At 63.3% G+C, this 16468-nt stretch carries 12 protein-coding genes; 1 reads left to right on the top strand and 11 read right to left on the bottom strand.

Features of this window, described 5'->3' with window-relative positions; translation table 11 throughout:
- The first annotated feature begins 196 nt into the window (after positions 1 to 196).
- Positions 197 to 1681, top strand: coding sequence for a YdgA family protein (locus tag DGA31_RS20920; RefSeq protein ID WP_056842033.1), 1485 nt, complete (start codon positions 197 to 199; stop codon positions 1679 to 1681).
- Positions 1682 to 1689: 8 nt separating this feature from the next.
- Here the strand turns inward: DGA31_RS20920 and DGA31_RS20915 are convergent, their stop codons facing one another.
- From DGA31_RS20915 to DGA31_RS20865, 11 genes are all read right to left on the bottom strand, one after another.
- Positions 1690 to 2517, bottom strand: a complete 828-nt coding sequence (locus tag DGA31_RS20915) for a mechanosensitive ion channel family protein (RefSeq protein ID WP_109513841.1) — start codon at positions 2515 to 2517, stop codon at positions 1690 to 1692.
- 45 nt (positions 2518 to 2562) lie between these two features.
- Entirely contained in the window at positions 2563 to 3249 is a 687-nt protein-coding gene (gene cysC, locus DGA31_RS20910) for an adenylyl-sulfate kinase (RefSeq protein ID WP_109513840.1), read from the bottom strand.
- Positions 3242 to 3928, bottom strand: coding sequence for a sulfotransferase family 2 domain-containing protein (locus tag DGA31_RS20905; RefSeq protein ID WP_109513839.1), 687 nt, complete (start codon positions 3926 to 3928; stop codon positions 3242 to 3244). Before DGA31_RS20905 ends, cysC begins: the two co-directional genes overlap by 8 nt.
- A gap of 346 nt (positions 3929 to 4274) precedes the next feature.
- On the bottom strand, positions 4275 to 4535 hold the full coding sequence (locus tag DGA31_RS20900; protein WP_109513838.1) for a hypothetical protein: 261 nt from the start codon (positions 4533 to 4535) through the stop codon (positions 4275 to 4277).
- Entirely contained in the window at positions 4535 to 8950 is a 4416-nt protein-coding gene (locus tag DGA31_RS20895) for an RHS repeat-associated core domain-containing protein (RefSeq protein WP_109513837.1), read from the bottom strand. Before DGA31_RS20895 ends, DGA31_RS20900 begins: the two co-directional genes overlap by 1 nt.
- A 417-nt stretch (positions 8951 to 9367) precedes the next feature.
- Positions 9368 to 9982 (bottom strand): hypothetical protein, encoded by a 615-nt coding sequence (locus tag DGA31_RS20890; protein WP_109513836.1) that lies wholly within the window; start codon positions 9980 to 9982, stop codon positions 9368 to 9370.
- Between the two features lie 58 nt (positions 9983 to 10040).
- The gene (locus DGA31_RS20885; protein WP_109513835.1) at positions 10041 to 10343 is read right to left on the bottom strand and encodes a hypothetical protein; all 303 of its coding nucleotides are present in this window, start codon (positions 10341 to 10343) and stop codon (positions 10041 to 10043) included.
- A gap of 3 nt (positions 10344 to 10346) precedes the next feature.
- Positions 10347 to 10823 (bottom strand): hypothetical protein, encoded by a 477-nt coding sequence (locus DGA31_RS20880; protein WP_109513834.1) that lies wholly within the window; start codon positions 10821 to 10823, stop codon positions 10347 to 10349.
- Positions 10824 to 10933: 110 nt separating this feature from the next.
- Positions 10934 to 11536 carry a hypothetical protein gene (locus DGA31_RS20875; RefSeq protein WP_109513833.1) on the bottom strand — a complete coding sequence of 201 codons (603 nt, stop codon included), beginning with the start codon at positions 11534 to 11536 and terminating at the stop codon, positions 10934 to 10936.
- Positions 11533 to 15870, bottom strand: coding sequence for an RHS repeat-associated core domain-containing protein (locus DGA31_RS20870; protein ID WP_109513832.1), 4338 nt, complete (start codon positions 15868 to 15870; stop codon positions 11533 to 11535). Before DGA31_RS20870 ends, DGA31_RS20875 begins: the two co-directional genes overlap by 4 nt.
- Before the next feature lie 33 nt (positions 15871 to 15903).
- The gene (locus DGA31_RS20865) at positions 15904 to 16338 is read right to left on the bottom strand and encodes a DcrB-related protein (protein ID WP_109513831.1); all 435 of its coding nucleotides are present in this window, start codon (positions 16336 to 16338) and stop codon (positions 15904 to 15906) included.
- Positions 16339 to 16468 lie beyond the last annotated feature (130 nt).

Genomic DNA, 16468 nt, shown 5'->3' with positions numbered 1-16468 from the left:
ACCTTTTCCGCGATGTGCAACGAAATCTCCAGAAATGTGTCGAACCGCGCATTCAGGCCACGTCGCCGCGTCATCGGGCGCGGTGCAGTGTTAATCTCCTGCAACTTTTTGTCAGGCCTCCACCGGTCCGGTGCCGTGTTGTGATCGGGTGCAGGGAAGGCTTATCAACCATCAGAACGGACATCTCCAGGTCGACATGAATAAATCAGCAGGTATCGTTGCAGGCGTCATCATCGTAGTCGGCGCCGTGGTAACCGGGGGCGCCTGGTACACCGGCCAACAATTGCCCGGCGTGCTCAACGACACGCTCGCCAAGGGCAATCAGGAACTGGCCAAGGCATTCGCCGGCAGCGAGTACAAGGCCACGGTGCAAATGGAGTCGCTCGACAGCGGCCTGTTCAGCAGCACCGCGCGCTACCGCACCACATTCCAGGCGCCAAACGCGGAAGGCCAGATGCAGACCCTTGAGCTGTACTTCGTCGACCATATCGAACACGGCCCGCTGCCGCTGTCGCGCCTGACTTCGCTCAAGCTGCTGCCGGTCATGGCGGTCAGCAATGGCGAGATCGAAAAGACCAAGGACTCCGAAAAATGGTTTGCCTTGAGCCAGGGCGCGACGCCGTTCAAGAGCCAGGCCAGCATCGGTTATGACCGCGCTGTCAACGGTTCGCTGACCTTCGCCCCGATGCAGATGAAAGACGCCGATGGCGAGTTCAACTTCTCCGGCATGGTCCTGCACAGCGACGTGTCGGCCGATGCCGAGAAGATCAAGGTCACCGGCAACATGGACAGCCTGCAGCTCAACGTCCAGTCCCCGGATGGCCCGGTGGCCATGCAGGTCAAGGGCATGAGCTTCGACACCGGCGGCACCAAGGGCAAGGTCGGTTTCTACCTGGGCCACAGCAACGTCAAGGTCGAGCAGATGACCTTCCAGCCGGCCGGGGCCGCAACGGTGCAGCTTGATCAGCTCGCCAACACCAACCTGATGCAGGAAGAGGGCGACAAGCTCTCGGCGCAGATCAACTACGACATCGGCAAGATCGCCTACAACGGCAAGGAAATCGGCGCAGCGCACATGGGCCTGCGTTTCGGCAATTTCGACATTGTCGCCACCAAGGCGCTGTATCAGTTGTTCCAGGAGAAAGTGGTGCCGCAACAACAGGCCGCCGCCGCCGCCCAGGAGCCGCTTGATATCGAGCTGACCCCGGCCGACCAGGCCTTGGTAGATGCCCAGATGAGCAAGCTGCTGGCCGGCAAGCCGCACCTGGAGCTGGAAAAACTCTCGCTGCGTACCGCCAACGGTGAAAGCCATGCACGCATCAGCATCGACCTGGCCGATCCGGGCCCGCTCGACCAGCCACAGGATGAGCTGGTGAGCAAGAGCATCGGTGCGCTGGACGCGCGCTTCGTGCTGTCCAAGGGCATGGTCCAGGACCTGGTCGGTCTGCAGGCCTCGATGCAAGGCATGACCGATGCCAAGGAAATCAGCGAGCAAGCCACCACCACCAGCGAAATGATCGGCGCCATGGCCCAGGGCATGCAGTTGGCCAAGGTTGAAGGCGACAACATCGTCACCTCCTTGCAGTACGCCAACAACAGCGTCGACTTCAACGGCCGCAAGATGACCGTTGAAGAGTTCGTTGCCTTCGTCATGGCCAGCTCTGGCGCCATGGGCCAGTAAGCGCCGCTTCAGCGGCGCCCAGGTTCAGACCCTGGCGCCGCCTGCTCGCGCAGCAACCGGCGAATCACCTCCAGGCTCTGGTGATACACCGGCCAGTAATGATCGTTGTGGCAATACGGCCTGACCGCCAGGGTCAGGCTGTCGGCGCTCAGGCTGGTCAGTTGCACGTCCACCGGCGGGGTTGCCAGCACATGCGGGATGGCCTGCAACTGCGCGCTCAGCCGGGCACTGACGGCCTGCTCATCCACTGTCGCCGGCAACGTCGCGGTCAGTTCCACGCGGCGATAATCGTTGACCGAGTAGTTGACGATGGTGCTTGAAAACACCTTGTTGTTGGCCACCAGCACCCGCACGTTTTCCGCTGTATCCAGAGCGGTCGAAAACAGCCCGATCTCTTCCACCCGTCCACTGACCGTGTCCACGGCAATCGAGTCGCCCACCTTGAACGGGCGCAGCACGATGATGAAGCCACCTGCCGCCAGATTGGCCAGCAACCCCGACCAGGCCATGCCGATCGCCAGGCCCACCGCCGCCAGCAAGGCCGCAAAGCTGGTGGTCTCGATGCCGCAATACCCCAGGATCGCCACCACCAGGATGATGTTCAGGGTCACCGTCACGAACGAGCCCAGGTAGCGCAGCACCGTCGGGTCGAACCGCTGTCGGGTCAGGTAGCGTTGCAGCATCCGCACCACCATGCCGATCGACCAGCGCCCGACAATCCATATCAGGGCAGCGACCAGCAGCTTCAGGCCAAAGGTGGCCGCATACTGTAAAACCAGATTGAGCAACGAATTGACCTTGTCGGTCCCGATGTTGATGACATTCAGCGCATCCATGGGTGGCACCTCCGCAGGTAAGGCCACACAGGCTCCCAGGCGCACTCAAGCACCGCCCGTGCGACAGAACCCCACAGTGTGCAAGGGTGCTGGCAAACGTCTACTGACAGTTCTGACAGGAGGCAAAGTGCCTTGCGCGCGGTCCTGCGCGACCCGCTGCAACAAGTGGCCAAGCAAGGCTTCGCCATCGTCCTGGCAGGTGTCGATCACGAACTCCGGCGCCAGCGGGGCTTCATAAGGGCTGTCGATACCGGTGAAGTGACGGATCCGTCCCTCCTGCACGGCACGGTACAGGCCCTTGGCATCGCGCCGGGCGCACTCGGCCAGCGGCGTGCTGACATGCACCTCGATAAAGGCCTCGGTCGCCAGTTGCTGGCGCACCCGGTCGCGATCGGCGCGAAAGGGCGAAATCGCCGAGACAATGACAATCAGCCCGGCATCGACCATCAACCGCGCCGCCTCGCCAATGCGCCGCACGTTCTCATGACGGTCGGCATCGGACATGCCCAGGTCCTGGCACAGGCCCTTGCGTAGATGGTCGCCATCGAGCAGATAACTGTGCAGGCCATGAGCGTGCAGCATCTGGTCCAGACGGTTGCCCAGGGTCGACTTGCCGGCCCCCGACAACCCGGTCAGCCAGATGCAACACGCCTGTTGCTGTTTCAGGGCCTGGCGCATGTTGCGGTCGACCATCAAGGTCGGGCCGCTCAACAACGGACGCGGCTCATTCATAACCAAACAACTCATAGTCGCGGGCATAGACGTCACGCACCTTGCGTCGCGAGGCCGCCGAGCAATTGTTGGCTGCAGCCCCGGCCGAGCGATTGATGTGCGGCAGCTCGGCCTTCAGGTGCAAGTGTGTGCACAGCGTCTTGAAGTCCGCCGCCAAGTGTTCATGGCGCCCGATGAAGTCCACATCTATACCGCCCAGGGCGTTCTGTAGAAAGTAATGCTGCGGCGCAAAATGGATCTGCCGGGTAATGTTTTCTGCACACAACCAATGATCAACGAAGGCCTCGAAACTGTTGTATTTACGAACCAGCTCACACGCGGCCTGATCCCGTCCCGGTGGCGATCTGAGCAAGTAGTGATAGGCCGATAACGCCCGTTGCAACGGGTCGCGCACAAAGCCGAACTTGAAGTAATGCCGGTAGCGTTCCTTGAACTGCTTTTCATACCAGTACAGCGGCAGATGGCCGGTAGGACTGGCGCCAAACAGCGCGTTGGCCACGCTGCTGCCGGCGCACTTGGGCACATGAATGAACACGCATTCGCGCTCGTCGAATGCCTCCGGGAACCGGGGTTTGCCGGATAACGTCTTGTTGACGACCTGCCGGTCAATGACCGGAAGACGATCGAGCAGCAGCTCGCGCTGGCCCTTTGGAAGAAGTTTCCATAAGAAGCGATTCATATAAAAAGACCTGTAGAACGTTCACCCGTCAGGCAGGAAAGCGTACAGGCCATTTAAAGTCGACGTGTCAATTTTTCATTCAGTTTGCGTCAAGGTTTAATGAGTAGTTGAATATAGTTTTGCCGTGAACAAGTGGATACATTCATGACAACATTAATCTTCTTGTGCTCGGCGGCGCCTGCAGACGAAACAGACGTGGCGGTTTTTCTGGCCCTGTCACCGGCAACCGAATCGCCGGCCACTCTCACTACATTGATGCCGGGCACTCATTCCAGCAACGACATCAATCTCCGTGGGAGGCGGCTTGCCGGCGATGGCTGCGCGGCAGGCACCGCCGGCCTTTCGGTCAGGGCGTGGTCAGGCACTCATGGGCCAGGTCGACGACCTGGCCCAGCAGCGCTTCCTGCTCCAGCGAGAAGTCGCCGTACTGGGCCATGGCCATGCAGGTCGACAGGCGCTTGAGGCTTTCATGATGCCCGGCGGCGCCCAGGTTGGGCTGGCGCAGTTCGGCGGCACGGTCGGCAAAGAATTCGGCCGAGGGCTTGCCGTCCTTGTTCAACGCCTGGATCAGGTTATCCAGGGCAATCAGCAGTTCGTTCAAGGGCATTACCAGGGCACTCCTTTGGTGTTGATGACCCAGGCGCGGGGCAGGTTGGTGACAACGCCTTGATATGCACCACCGGGATAACCCGGGCCTTGCGGGGCGGCGGTGCCTTCGCTGATCCAGGTGCCTTTGGGCACCTCGAACTCCGAAACCTTGGTGATCTTGATGTTCCAGGCCCGGTCGATGGCCAGGTCCTTGCGCAACTGGTCTTCGGTGCCGAATTTCTTGTTGGCCAGCCACGACACCTTGCGCCCGGTGCGGTTATCCACGCCATGGTACTTGTAGTAGCGCTCATTACGCGTCAACTGCCGGTTCTTGTACACGCCACCGGTAAAGCTGTCGGTGGTGCGCTGGTCATGCACAGGCCCCGGCGGGCGCTTGCCGCTGGCGGTACCACACTTGCTCAGGCCCAGCGGGTCGGCCCATACCAACGGGGTGGGCGCATAGGCATACAGGTTCAGGCCGCCGGCCAGGCCGATCGGGTCGGGGGTGGTGAAGCGGCCGATGTCCGGGTCGAAAAAGCGCAGGGTGTTGTAGTGCAGCCCGGTCTCGCGGTCCAGGTACTGACCCTGAAAGCGCAGGTTCTGCTCTTCGACATAATGGGCGGCGCGACTCTCGCGCACGGTATTGCCCCACACCTGGTATTGCGCCTGCCACACCGGCTGGCCGTCGCTGTCGGTCAGTTGTTCGGGCAGGCCGTTGAGGTCGTTGTGGTAGTAGCGCACCTGTTGCTGGCTGCCGCTGCCATCGACCCGCGCCAGCGGCTCGAAACTGCCCTGGGTATAAAGGTACAGGCTGGTCAGGTGGTTCTTGTGCTCCTGCAACAGGCGCATGCCGTCCCAGACAAAACGGGTCTCGCCCAGCACCAGGCCGCTGGCGTGCCGCTCGACCTTGGCGATGCGTCGGCCCAGCGGGTCGTACTGCATGCACACGCGATGACCGTTGGCGTTGCGCACCTCGATCAGGCGGTGTTCGGCGTCGTAGGCAAAGCGTTGCACGCCGTGGCGGGTGCTGCGCTTTTCGATCAGCCGGCCAAAGCCGTCATAGCAGTAGCGCTTGTCCTGCCACACCAGCAGCCTGTTATGCCGCACCAGGCCGCCGTTTTGCGGCCCGTCGAGCAGGTTGGCGGCGGCGTCGTAGGCGAAGGTTTCGCTCTGGCCGGTCAGGCTGTCCTGGCTGGCGATGATGCGCCCGGTGCTGTCATGGCCCAGCAGTTGGCGACCGTCGCCGGGCGGCTGGCGATCGCGCCGGATACGAGCCACCAGGTTATCGATCTGGTCGAACTGATAGTCGGTCTCGCCCAGCCCCGGCAAGGCCGCCGGCTGGCCGGTCGGTCGGCGCAAGCGGCTGCGCAGCCGGCCACTGCGGTCGTACTGGCTGCGGGTGCTGATCTGCCCCTGGGTGCGCAGCACTTCGCGGTGCAGGCGGTCGCGCTCGAAATCGCTGATCACCCGGCCGTCGAGGTTCAACTGGTGCAAATGCCCGCTGCCGTAATACAAGCGGTTGAGCCAGCGCCCGTCAGGCAGGCAGGTCTGCACCAGGTTGCCCAGCTCATCGTGACGATGCGCCAGGCGCCCGGCCGCACTGCGTTCTTCGCGCAACTGGCCCAGGGCGTCATAGGCAAAGTCCAGTTGCTGCCGCTCGCCAGCCGGGTCGGTGAAACTCACCGCCGTCAGGTTATCCAGCGCGTCGTACTGGTAGTCGGTGCGCCCGTTGCCGGTGATCTTGGTCGTCAGGCGGCCGGCGGCATCGTGCTGCAACTCGTGGATGATGGGCGCTGCGGGCGGCTCGACCAGGGTCGCCACGGCGGTGGCCAGCGGCGCCGGCAGGTGCTCGACACGGGTCAACTGGTCGCGGGCGTCATAGGCATAGCGACGACGTCCGCCATCAAGGCCCTGTTGCTCGACCAGCCGGTCGCCGGCGTCCCAGGCAAAGCGGTAGCGCTCGCCGTTTTCATTGCTCAGCGCCAGCAGCCGCGCATAAGCGTCGTATTCGAACTGCACCTGCCGGCCCTGGGCATCGATGCGCTGGCGCACCTGGCCACGGCGGTCATAGCGGTAGCGGGTGGTGTGCCCGGCCGCATCGGTATGGCCGATCAACTGGCCGTGGGCGTCGCGCAGGTACTGCTCGCGGCGTCCGTCAGGCAACTCGTGCGCCAACAGCCGGCCCTGGGCATCGTGCTGATACAACGAGCGTTCGCCCAGCGCATCGGTGATGCAGGTCAGGTTGCCGTGCCGGTCGTAAGCGTAGTCGGTGGGGTAGCCGGAACAGTCGCTGCGCTGGATCAACTGGCCGAAGCGGTTCCAGCGCAACTGCTGGCGCTTGTCGGCGGCATCGATGATCTCAACGGTCTGGCCATGGGCGTCGTAGCGGTAGCGGGTCACCTGGCCAAGCGGATCGGTCTCGCGAATGCAGTTGCCGCGGGCGTCATAGTAAAACTGCCAGGTGTTGCCGGCCGCATCGGTCTCGGCCTGCGGCAGCGCCCAGTGCTCCAGCCACACTGTAGTGGTGCGCCGGCCCAGCGGGTCGAGGCTGGCGCTGAGGTTGCCAGACTCGTCGTAATCGAAGCGGTACTGCCCGCCCTGTGGATCGATGGCCCCAAGCAACTGGCGCTCGTCGTCCCACTCGAAGCACCAGGTCTGGCCAAGGTTGTCGCGGTATTCAGTGACCTGATGCCGGGCGTTCCACCGGCGCTCGCTGGTGCGGCCCAGGCCATCGCGCACGGTGGTGCGCCCGGCCTCCAGGTCGTAGTCGAAAGCATACTCGTCGCCGTCATCGGTCCAGTGCCGCACCACCCGCCATTCGCGATCCTCGACCAGTGCCCAGGCATAGAAACAGCGCAACCCGGACGGCAACTGATGCTCGACCATGCGCCGCCCGGCGTCATAGGCAAAGCGCCGGCGTACCTGATCCTCGGCGTCACGCACTTCGCTCAGGTCGCCGGCCGCATCGTAGGCATAGCGGCTGAGCATATCGCGCAGGCCGTCCGGATGCAGACGCTCGATATGGCTGACCCGTTGTGGCCATTGCGCGCTGTAGCCCAGTTCGACCTGCACCGCGTTATCGTCGTCGTGCAGGCGCTGCAGGCGGCCGTGCTCGTCGTACACCAGGTAGATGCGATTGTCGTTGCGGTCGCCCTGTTGGGTCAGGCGCAGGTGCCGGGTGTCGTGGGGGCTGGGCTCGAACAGACGGTACAGGCCGTCGTCGCTCTCGATCAGCAACTGGCCATTGCTGTGCCGGCGTACGACCAGGCCTTCGCCGGCACTGAATACCGCGCCACCCAAGGGGATGCTGCCCATGTCGATGCGCCGGCCCTGTTCGTCGACATACAGCAGCGACTCACCGCCGTCGGCATGCGCTTCAAGCGTCACGCTCACTTCCCAGCCCACGCTCCAGCCGGCGCCGAACAGGCCATCGCGGCGCTCGTCACGGCTGTTGTAGACGCGCTGCCAGTCGATGGGCAGCAAGGCCGGCACAACAAAGTCCAGCTCCATCGCCTCGCCCAGCACCTTGGCGCCAGTGGGCGCATGCACCGGGTTGGGCGAACCGACAATGGCCTGGGTGAGGGCATTGGTGGCCTGGCCGACGACAAAGGCATTGACGCCCCCGAGCAGCATGCACGGCAGGTTGCTGAGGAACTTGCCCTTGCTGCCCTTGAGCATCAACAGTGCGGTCACCGCCAGGCCCACGCCCGGGGTCTTGCCGCTGCGAATCTCGCGCACAGTCAGCGTGCCGCCGCCGATGCGCACATTCGACGAAATCGGCCCGGACGACACCACCACCGCCTCGCAGGTGCTGCGGTCGCCGCTGCGCACCGCCGGCTGGCTGTTGATGGTGACCTTGTCCGAGCCTTCGGCCAGGTATTGCGGCGGCATCGGCGGGTGCTTGGCGCACAGCACCAGGTCCTCGGGCAGCGGCTGCGCCCCTGGTGCCGGCATGGCCACCGTAGGCCGCCACATCTGCGAAAAGAAGCCCTTGGCGATGTCGAGGTAACTGGCTTCGGCGTCGTCCGAGCCTTCCTGGTCACTGGGCGCTGCACCGGGCGGCACCCAGCCGGCGGCGCGTGCGGCCGGACGGCTGTTGGTCAGGGTGTCGAGCGAGCCGGTGCTGATGGTGGCCTGGACGGTGGGCGGGAACAGGCTGTTGCCGATGCCCTCGCATAATCGCGACAGCCCGGTGTCGGCACCGGTCTTGGCCATGACCACGCCGACCACCAGCCCGACCACCGCCCCCAGCAGGCAGGCGCCCAGCCCGCCGGTGGCGACCGTGATCCCGGTGGCGGCGACCACCGCTGCGGTGGCCAGTGCGCCAATCGCTACGCTGGCGGCCACCTCCAGCACGCCGCCGACAATGTCGGCCAGCATCGAGGTGTGTTCGAGTCCATCCCCCAGCCGGGCGGCCCAGATCGCGTCAGACATGCCGGCAGCTCATCAACGCGCTGCAAGCGGTGTGGACGGCGGCTTGCCGGCGATGAAGGCGGTACAGGTCCAGCAGGCTGAAACGTCGAGATCGAGCCAATTGAGTGGCCATCCATTCTGGCAGGCTGAGTGTGGCTGTAGAAGTCGCGGCACCTTACCGCAAGTCGGGGTATTGCACCTGATTTACCACGCCAGGTCGCCGCTTTTTGACTGCCGGAAACAGAACGTGGTTCTCCTCAAACACAAAATAACCTACTGATTTTTCAGGATATGAATTCACCGCTTGTAGGAGCGCGCTTGCCCGCGACCGAGTGCGCAGCGCTCGCAAAAATTGTGTAGACGCTGAAAATTTACGACTGCTAACGCAGCCGGTCGCGGTGGTCCGGCATTCCGGCAAGCGCGCTCCTACACACCCTCTTAACCTTGCAGCAGGGCAAGGTCGAACGCCTTGTTTTTGACAATCGCCCGGCGCGTCCTGAGGGTTTCCATCAGCCCTGAGGCCAGCAGGTCCGGATTGCACACGGCAGCACAATGAATGAACACGGCGGGGTAGCTGTAATCCCCCGGCGCCTCCAGCACATGGGCCAGGGTGGACTCATCCGGAAAAATGCACCCGGTGATCAGCGGGATGTAGTGGTTTTCCAGCACGCCCTTGATGTGCTCGCACACCTGCGCCGTGGCACTGGCCGGCGGGATGGGAATCACACCATCGATGCGCGGACTGAATTTCTTGTCCTGCCTGCCGCTGGTGCAGAAAGAAAAACACCCCGGGTTGCCCGCATTCAGGTTGCTGCGGTAGGGCGGGCTGATGCCTTGCATGCGCTCGAACACCGGACCACCTGTGACCATGCCACTCAAGTAATAGGCCCGCGAGTTGATCGAATAGAGAAAATACAGCTCGGCCACCACGACCTTGTTCAGGCGAAACTTCAGGTGGAATTTGGAAGCACTCATGGGCAGCGCCGAGCATTTCAGGGTCTTGAGCATGCTGTTCAGGGCGGTCTGGAAGGCGAGCTTGTCGTCGGCGAACATGATTTTCCGGGTCCGGGTGATTGGGCAATGAGGGGGCGTTGCGATTGCGCAACAGCCCCTAGTCACCGGCGAATGAAATCTCTGCCAGATCAACGTCGCCAAGCAGAGCCAGCACATTCTCCAGCGCCTGGGCATGCTCTGCAGGCAGGCGGGTTTTCTCTGATTCGAGCGCCGTCACAAGCCTGAGAATCTCGTCGTTCCTGAATGAACAGTCGGTCAGGTAATAGTCCTTCAAATGATAAAGAATGGATGTTTTCCTGATCCTCACGTCGTTCCTGAACAGGGCTTGATGAAGACCCTCCGGGAATTCGGCCCTCGACGTGGTGCCGTCGGTTTTACGAATCATGATATCCAGCGCCATCGTTCAACCTCGTACCTGTTCGGTTCCCGTGTCCATCGCTTCCTGTTCGACCCTGGCTTCGTAATCTTCAGGATGCTGCTCCAGCGGCGCCGGTGCCCATGCTGTGTGCGTTTTTTCATAGCAGGCCGCCCGGTAGGCGTAGCGGGCAACTATTTGGCTGATCTCACGTTGTAGAGCCGCTTCGTGATACCACTGGCTGCCGCACTCGCCGCAACCCAGAAAGGCAGGCGTATCAGCAATCCACTCGACCCACCCGGAACACTGCGCAACAGGGCACCGGTAGGCACCCGATTGCTCCTGCGGCGACACCTGAATGTCGCGACTGTCCACATACTGCGTAGACGTGCCGCAATAAGGGCACTCGATCATCATGAAAGGCTGCCCTTTATCCTTCATTGCCTTAACGAATACCTGCTGTTGTTCGTCAAGGTTGAAGACGTGCCTGCACACTTGGCAGCGTGCACGTTCAAGGGTGTTCATAAGGCGTTCATCCGGTTTGAGTGTGCCTTTGGTCTGCGGCTTTTACACGGGGTTCCCTCCTTGTATTTCAATCGCTTTTTTCGTCAAGGCAGGCGATCAGCCCGGCCCCATCAGCACGACTGTTGAAGGGTGAGATAAGAGTGGTCATGCGCGTTGAAAAAAACGTAGGCCTGTGAGGTGTCATGACTCAGCCCGCTGACATCCAGTTGCCCGACAAACACCAGGGGTTTGCCCTGGTCAATCGGCCAGGCAGGCGCCTGTAGCCACTTGGGCGGTGTTTTCAGGTAGCGAAATTCATGTTTGATCCTGTCTTTGAGCCAGGCCTGTAGCGCCTTGGGCTTTTGCGACGGCGCACTGTCCAGAAGGGTCGATAGATAATCAGCCGACAGGCTCAGCCATTTTGGCTGGACGCTGAGCAGCAGATTGAATAAATCCTCATACTTCTGGCTGCGTTCATGCTCGACAGAGCGGCTGTTCAAGAACCCGGACAGCAGGACTTGAGTGTTGAAGATTGACTCCAGATTCGTGTAGTCCTGTTCAAGGGCGAAGGTATAAACATCAGGTGCTTCGATGTATTCCGGGAGGCGAAAAGGCACTTGCAATTCCGTTGATAACGCGGCGTTTTCCAGTAGCTGTTTCTCGAACGCTGCGGGCGTTATTGTGGCTTCTACGAACGCGCGTACAATCTGCAAAGAGGGCATGGTGTTTTTCATAAATGTCTGAACTCATCAAGTGCGGCATGCTGCTCTCGTGTGACCTCACGAAGGTTGCGAGGGTTGTTCACGTCTCTTCCGCCAAACCGTTGTGGATTGTGGTGATGAAGCTCCATTGAATTCCCGTTTTTGTCCAGCGGTGCTGAGCCTCGCTGCATTCGCGCTCTGTTAGCCGGACTGAACTCAGTTGTATTCTTGGTCGCTTCGTAACGATTTTTCCAGTATCGGGATCTGACGACATCCCAGGCAGGCGCTTTACCACTTGGCAGCGGTTTATCAATGGCATCACCTCGTTTCCAGCGTTTGAAACTGGCACAACTCCACCCCCACGGGTCCACCCACCCCAGCGGATTCGGCGCGTACTGGTACAGGTTGATCCCACCCGCCAACCCGATCGGGTCGGGCGTGGTGAAGCGTCCGATGTCCGGGTCGTAGAACCTGAAAGTGTTGTAGTGCAGGCCGGTTTCCCGGTCCAGGTACTGGCCTTGGAAGCGCAGGTTCTGTTCTTCGACGTACCAAGGCTCGCGCACTTCGCGCAGGGTGTTGCCCCACACCTGGTACTGCGCCTGCCACACGATCTGGCCGTCGTGGTCGGTGAGCTGTTCGGGCAGGCCGTTGAGGTCGTTGTGGTAGTAGCGGATGCGCTGCTGTTCGCCGCTGCCATCGACACGGGCCAGGGGTTCGTAGCTGTCTTCGCGGTAGACGTAGAGGCTTTGCAGGCCGTTGCGGCATTCCTGCAGCAGGCGCAGGCCGTCCCAAATAAAGCGGGTTTCGCTCAACAACTGGCCGTGGCGGTCGTGTTCGGTCTTGGCGATGCGTCGGCCCAGCGGGTCGTAGTGCATGCGCAGCCGGTGGCCATTGTCGTGGCTCACTTCGATCAGCCGGTGCTCGGCGTCGTAGGCGAAGCGCTGCACGCCGTGGCGAGTGCTGCGTTTTTCCACGGTGCGGCCGAAGGCGTCGTAGCGGTAGCGCTTGTCCTGGTAGGTCAGCACCTGGTTGTGCCGCACATACGCCGCGCCATCCAGCGGGCGGTCGAGCAGGTTGGCGGCGGCGTCCCAAGTGAAGGTTTCGCTGTGCCCGGTCAGGCTGTCGTGGCCGGCGACGATGCGGCCGCTGGCATCGTATTGCAACAGGTCGCGGCGGTCCTGGCGCGTGGCGCGATCACGCTGCAGGCGCCCGACCAGGTTGTCGGCCGGGTCGAAGTCGTATTGCTTTTCAGCCTGGGCCGGCAGTTGCGGCGGCTGCTGGGTCGGCCGGCGCAGTCGTGCGCGCAGGCGGCCGGCGCGGTCGTACTGGCTGCGGGTGCTGACCTGCCCTTGGGTGCGCAGCACTTCGCGGTGCAGGCGGTCACGTTCGAAGTCGCAGATCACCTGGCCGTTGAGGTTGACCTGGTGCAAATGGCCGCTGCCGTAGTACAGCTGGTTGAGCCAGCGCCCGTCGGGCAGGCCGGTACGGATCAGGTTGCCCAGTTCGTCGTACTCATGCTGCAAGGTGCCGTCGCGGCTGTGCTGCTCGCGCATCTGCCCCAGGGCATCGTAGACAAAGCCCAATTGCTGCACCTGGCCGTCAAGGCCGGTGAAGTCCACCCCCGCGAGCAGGTCCAGCGGGGTGTAGCGGTAGGCGGTCAGGCCATCGGCCGTGGTCTTGGCCACCAGCCGGCCCAGGGCGTCGCGTTCGAAGTGCTGCTCAAGCGCCGGCAGCGGCTGCTCGGGCATCAAGGCCAAGCCATTGCCATGCGCGGCCGGCAGGTGCACCAGGCCGATCAGGTTGTCTTGTGCGTCATAGGTGTAGCGTTGGGCGCTGCGGTCCAGGTCCTGCTGCTCGACCAGGCGGTCGGCGGCATCCCAGGCAAAGCGGTAGCGTTCGTCGTTCTCGTTGCTCAGCGCCTGCAGGCGGCCATAGGTGTCGTACTCGAACCGCACCCGATGCCCGAGCGGGTCGAGCCGCTGCTGCACCTGGCCACGACGGTTGTAGCCATAGCGGGTGGCGTGGCCGGCCGGGTCGATGTAGACGGTCAGCAGGCCGCTGGCATCGCGCTGGAACTGCTCCACCCGGCCATCGGGCAGCTCGCTGCGCAGCAGGCGGCCCTGGGCGTCGTGTTCGAACAGCGTCTGTTCGCCCAGGGCGTCGGTGATGCTGCGCAGGTAGCCGTGGTGGTCGTAGACGTAATCGGTGCTGTAGCCTGTGCAGTCGGTGTATTGCAGCAACTGGCCGGTCGCGTTCCAGCGCAGGTGCTTGTGCCGGCCGGCCGCGTCGGTGATCTCCACCACCTGGCCCTGGCTGTCGTAGCGGTAGCGGGTTACCTGTCCCAGCGGATCGGTCTCGCGGATGCAGTTACCGCGCGCGTCGTAGCGATACTGCCACTGGCCGCCGGCCTTGTCGGTGTCGCTCTGTGGCAGCGACCAGTGCTCCAGCCACGCGGTCGACTCGGTCTGCCCCAGCGGGTCGCTGGTGGTGGTCAGGTTGCCGGCCTCGTCGTAGCTGAACTGCCATTGACCGCCCTGCGGGTCGGTGGCGCCCAGCCACTGGCGCTCGTCATTCCACTCGAAATGCCAGGTGTGGCCCAGCGGATCGACGGACTCGACGATCTGGTGCTGGGCGTTCCAGCGCCGCCGGCTGATGCGGTTCAGGCTGTCGCGAATGGTGGTGGTACCGGCCGCCAGGTCATAGTCGAACGCGTAGTCCTCACCCTCGTCGGTCCAGTGCCGCGTCACGCGCCATTCAAGGTCCTCGACGTGCGCCCAGGCGTAGAAGCAGCGCAGGCCGGTGGGCAACTGGTGCTCGACCATGCGCAGGCCGTCGTCGTAGCAGAAACGCCGTTGCACCCGGCCGGTGGCATCGCACACCTCGGCCAGTTGTCCCAGGTCATCGAAGGCATAACGGGCCAGCACCAAGGGTGGCGCGTCCGGGTAGAGGCGCTCGACATGGCTGAGCCGGCGCGGCCATTGCGCGCAGTACACCAGCGCCAGGCGCACGTCGTCGAAGGTGTCGCGCAGGCCGCTTATCCGGCCCAGTTCGTCGTAGTCGATGAAAATGCGGTTATCGTTGCGATCTCCCAACTGGCTCAGGCGCAAACAAGTGGCCTCCAGCGGACTGGGCTCGAACAGCCGGTACAGGCCGTCTTCGCTCTCGATCAGCAGCGTGCCACGGGCATGGCGACGCACCACCAGGCCTTCGCCGGCGCTGAACACCGCTCCGCCCAAGGGGACAGTGCCCATGTCGATGCGCCGGCCCTGTTCATCGGTATACACCAGCCGTTCGCCGCCCTCAGGGTGCGCCTCGACCTGCACGCCGACTTCATAGGCCACGCTCCAGCCGGCGCCGAACAGCCCGTCGCGCCGCTCATCGCGGCTGTTGTAGAAGCGCTGCCAGTCGATGGGCAGGATGCCGGGCAGGACGAAATCCAGCTCGTCCTGGCCGCTGAGCACCTTGGCCCCGGTGGCGGCATGCACCGGGTTGGGCGAGGCGCTGGTGGCATTGACGATGGCCTGGGTGGCCTGGCCCATCACGTAGCTGTTGGCCAGGCCCAGCGCCATGCACGGCAGGTTGCTGAGAAACTTGCCCTTGCCGCCCTTGAGCATCAGCAGCACGGTCACCGCCAGGCCCACGCCGGGGGTCTTGCCGCTGCGAATCTCACGCACGGTCAGCGTGCCACCACCGATGCGCACGTTCGACGAAATGGGCCCGGCCGACACCACCACCGCCTCGCAGGTGCTGCGGTCGCCGCTGCGCACCGCTGGCTGGCCGTTGATGGACACCTTATCCGAGCCTTCGGCGAGAAACTGCGGCGGCATGGGCGGGTGCTTGGCGCAGAGCACCAGGTCCTCGGGCAGCGGTTCGGCACCGGGGGCCGGGGTGGCGACGGTGGGGCGCCACATCTGCGAAAAGAACTCACCGGCCATATCGAGGTAGCTGGCCTCGGGGGCCTCGCCTTCCTGTTCGACAAGCTGCACACCCGGCGGCACCCAGCCGGCGGCACGGGCGGCCGGGCGGTTATTGGTCAGGGTGTCGAGCGAGCCGGTGCTGATGGTGGCCTGAATGGTCGGGGGAAACAGGCTGTTGCCGATGCCCTCGCATAATCGCGACAGACCGGTGTCGGCACCGGTCTTGGCCATGACCACGCCCACCACCAGCCCGACCACCGCCCCCAGCAGGCACGCGCCCAGCCCGCCGGTGGCGACGGTAATGCCGGCGGCGGCGGCCACGGCGGCGGTGGCCAGTGCGCCGATCGCCACATGGGCGGCCACCTCCAGCACGCCGCCGACAATGTCGGCCAGCATCGAGGTGTGTTCAAGGCCATCGCCCAGGCGGGCGGCCCAGATGGCGTCAGACATGCCTGCGGTCCATCACATTCACCCCGTCCAGGTTCAGATCACCGTGTTGAAGCTCAGTGACTGCTTGATGCCCGCCCAATGCGCGGCTTCCGCCGCTCCCAGTGGCTGGGCCTTGACGTAGCTGAGCGCCAGCATGCGCCGGGTGTCGGGCAGCACCAGCGCCAGCTGGAATTGCCAGATCTTCTCGTTGCCCTTGCTGAACTGGCTGCGCAGCTCGATGGCTTCGATTTCCTGGTTCAGGCCCACGTGCAGCGTCTGCACCGGCTCGTGGCGCAGGTCCTGCACCTGCTGGCCCAGGCGCTCCAGTTGCGCGGCAAAGTTGCTGTGCAGCGTCTCGCCGTCGGCCAGCACACTGCGGCTGACGATCAACGACGTGCCCAGCTCGCCGAACTTAAGGATGTTGATGGTTGCATCCTGCACCTGGGTGTCGGGCAGGGCGAAACTGAATTCATTGAGGCGGTAAGTCATAAAAACGATTCCGTCTGGTTTACACAAATGACGCGCGTAGGAGCGCGCTTGCCCGCGACCGGCTGCGTTAGCAGTCGTAAATTTTCAGCGTCTACACAATTTTTGCGAGCGCTACGCACTCGGTCGCGGG

Origin of the sequence: Pseudomonas ovata, from assembly GCF_003131185.1 — a bacterium.
Classification (GTDB): Bacteria; Pseudomonadota; Gammaproteobacteria; order Pseudomonadales; family Pseudomonadaceae; genus Aquipseudomonas; species Aquipseudomonas ovata.
The sequence above is the reverse complement of the archived record's forward strand: the minus strand, read 5'-3'. Positions and strand labels throughout refer to the sequence as shown.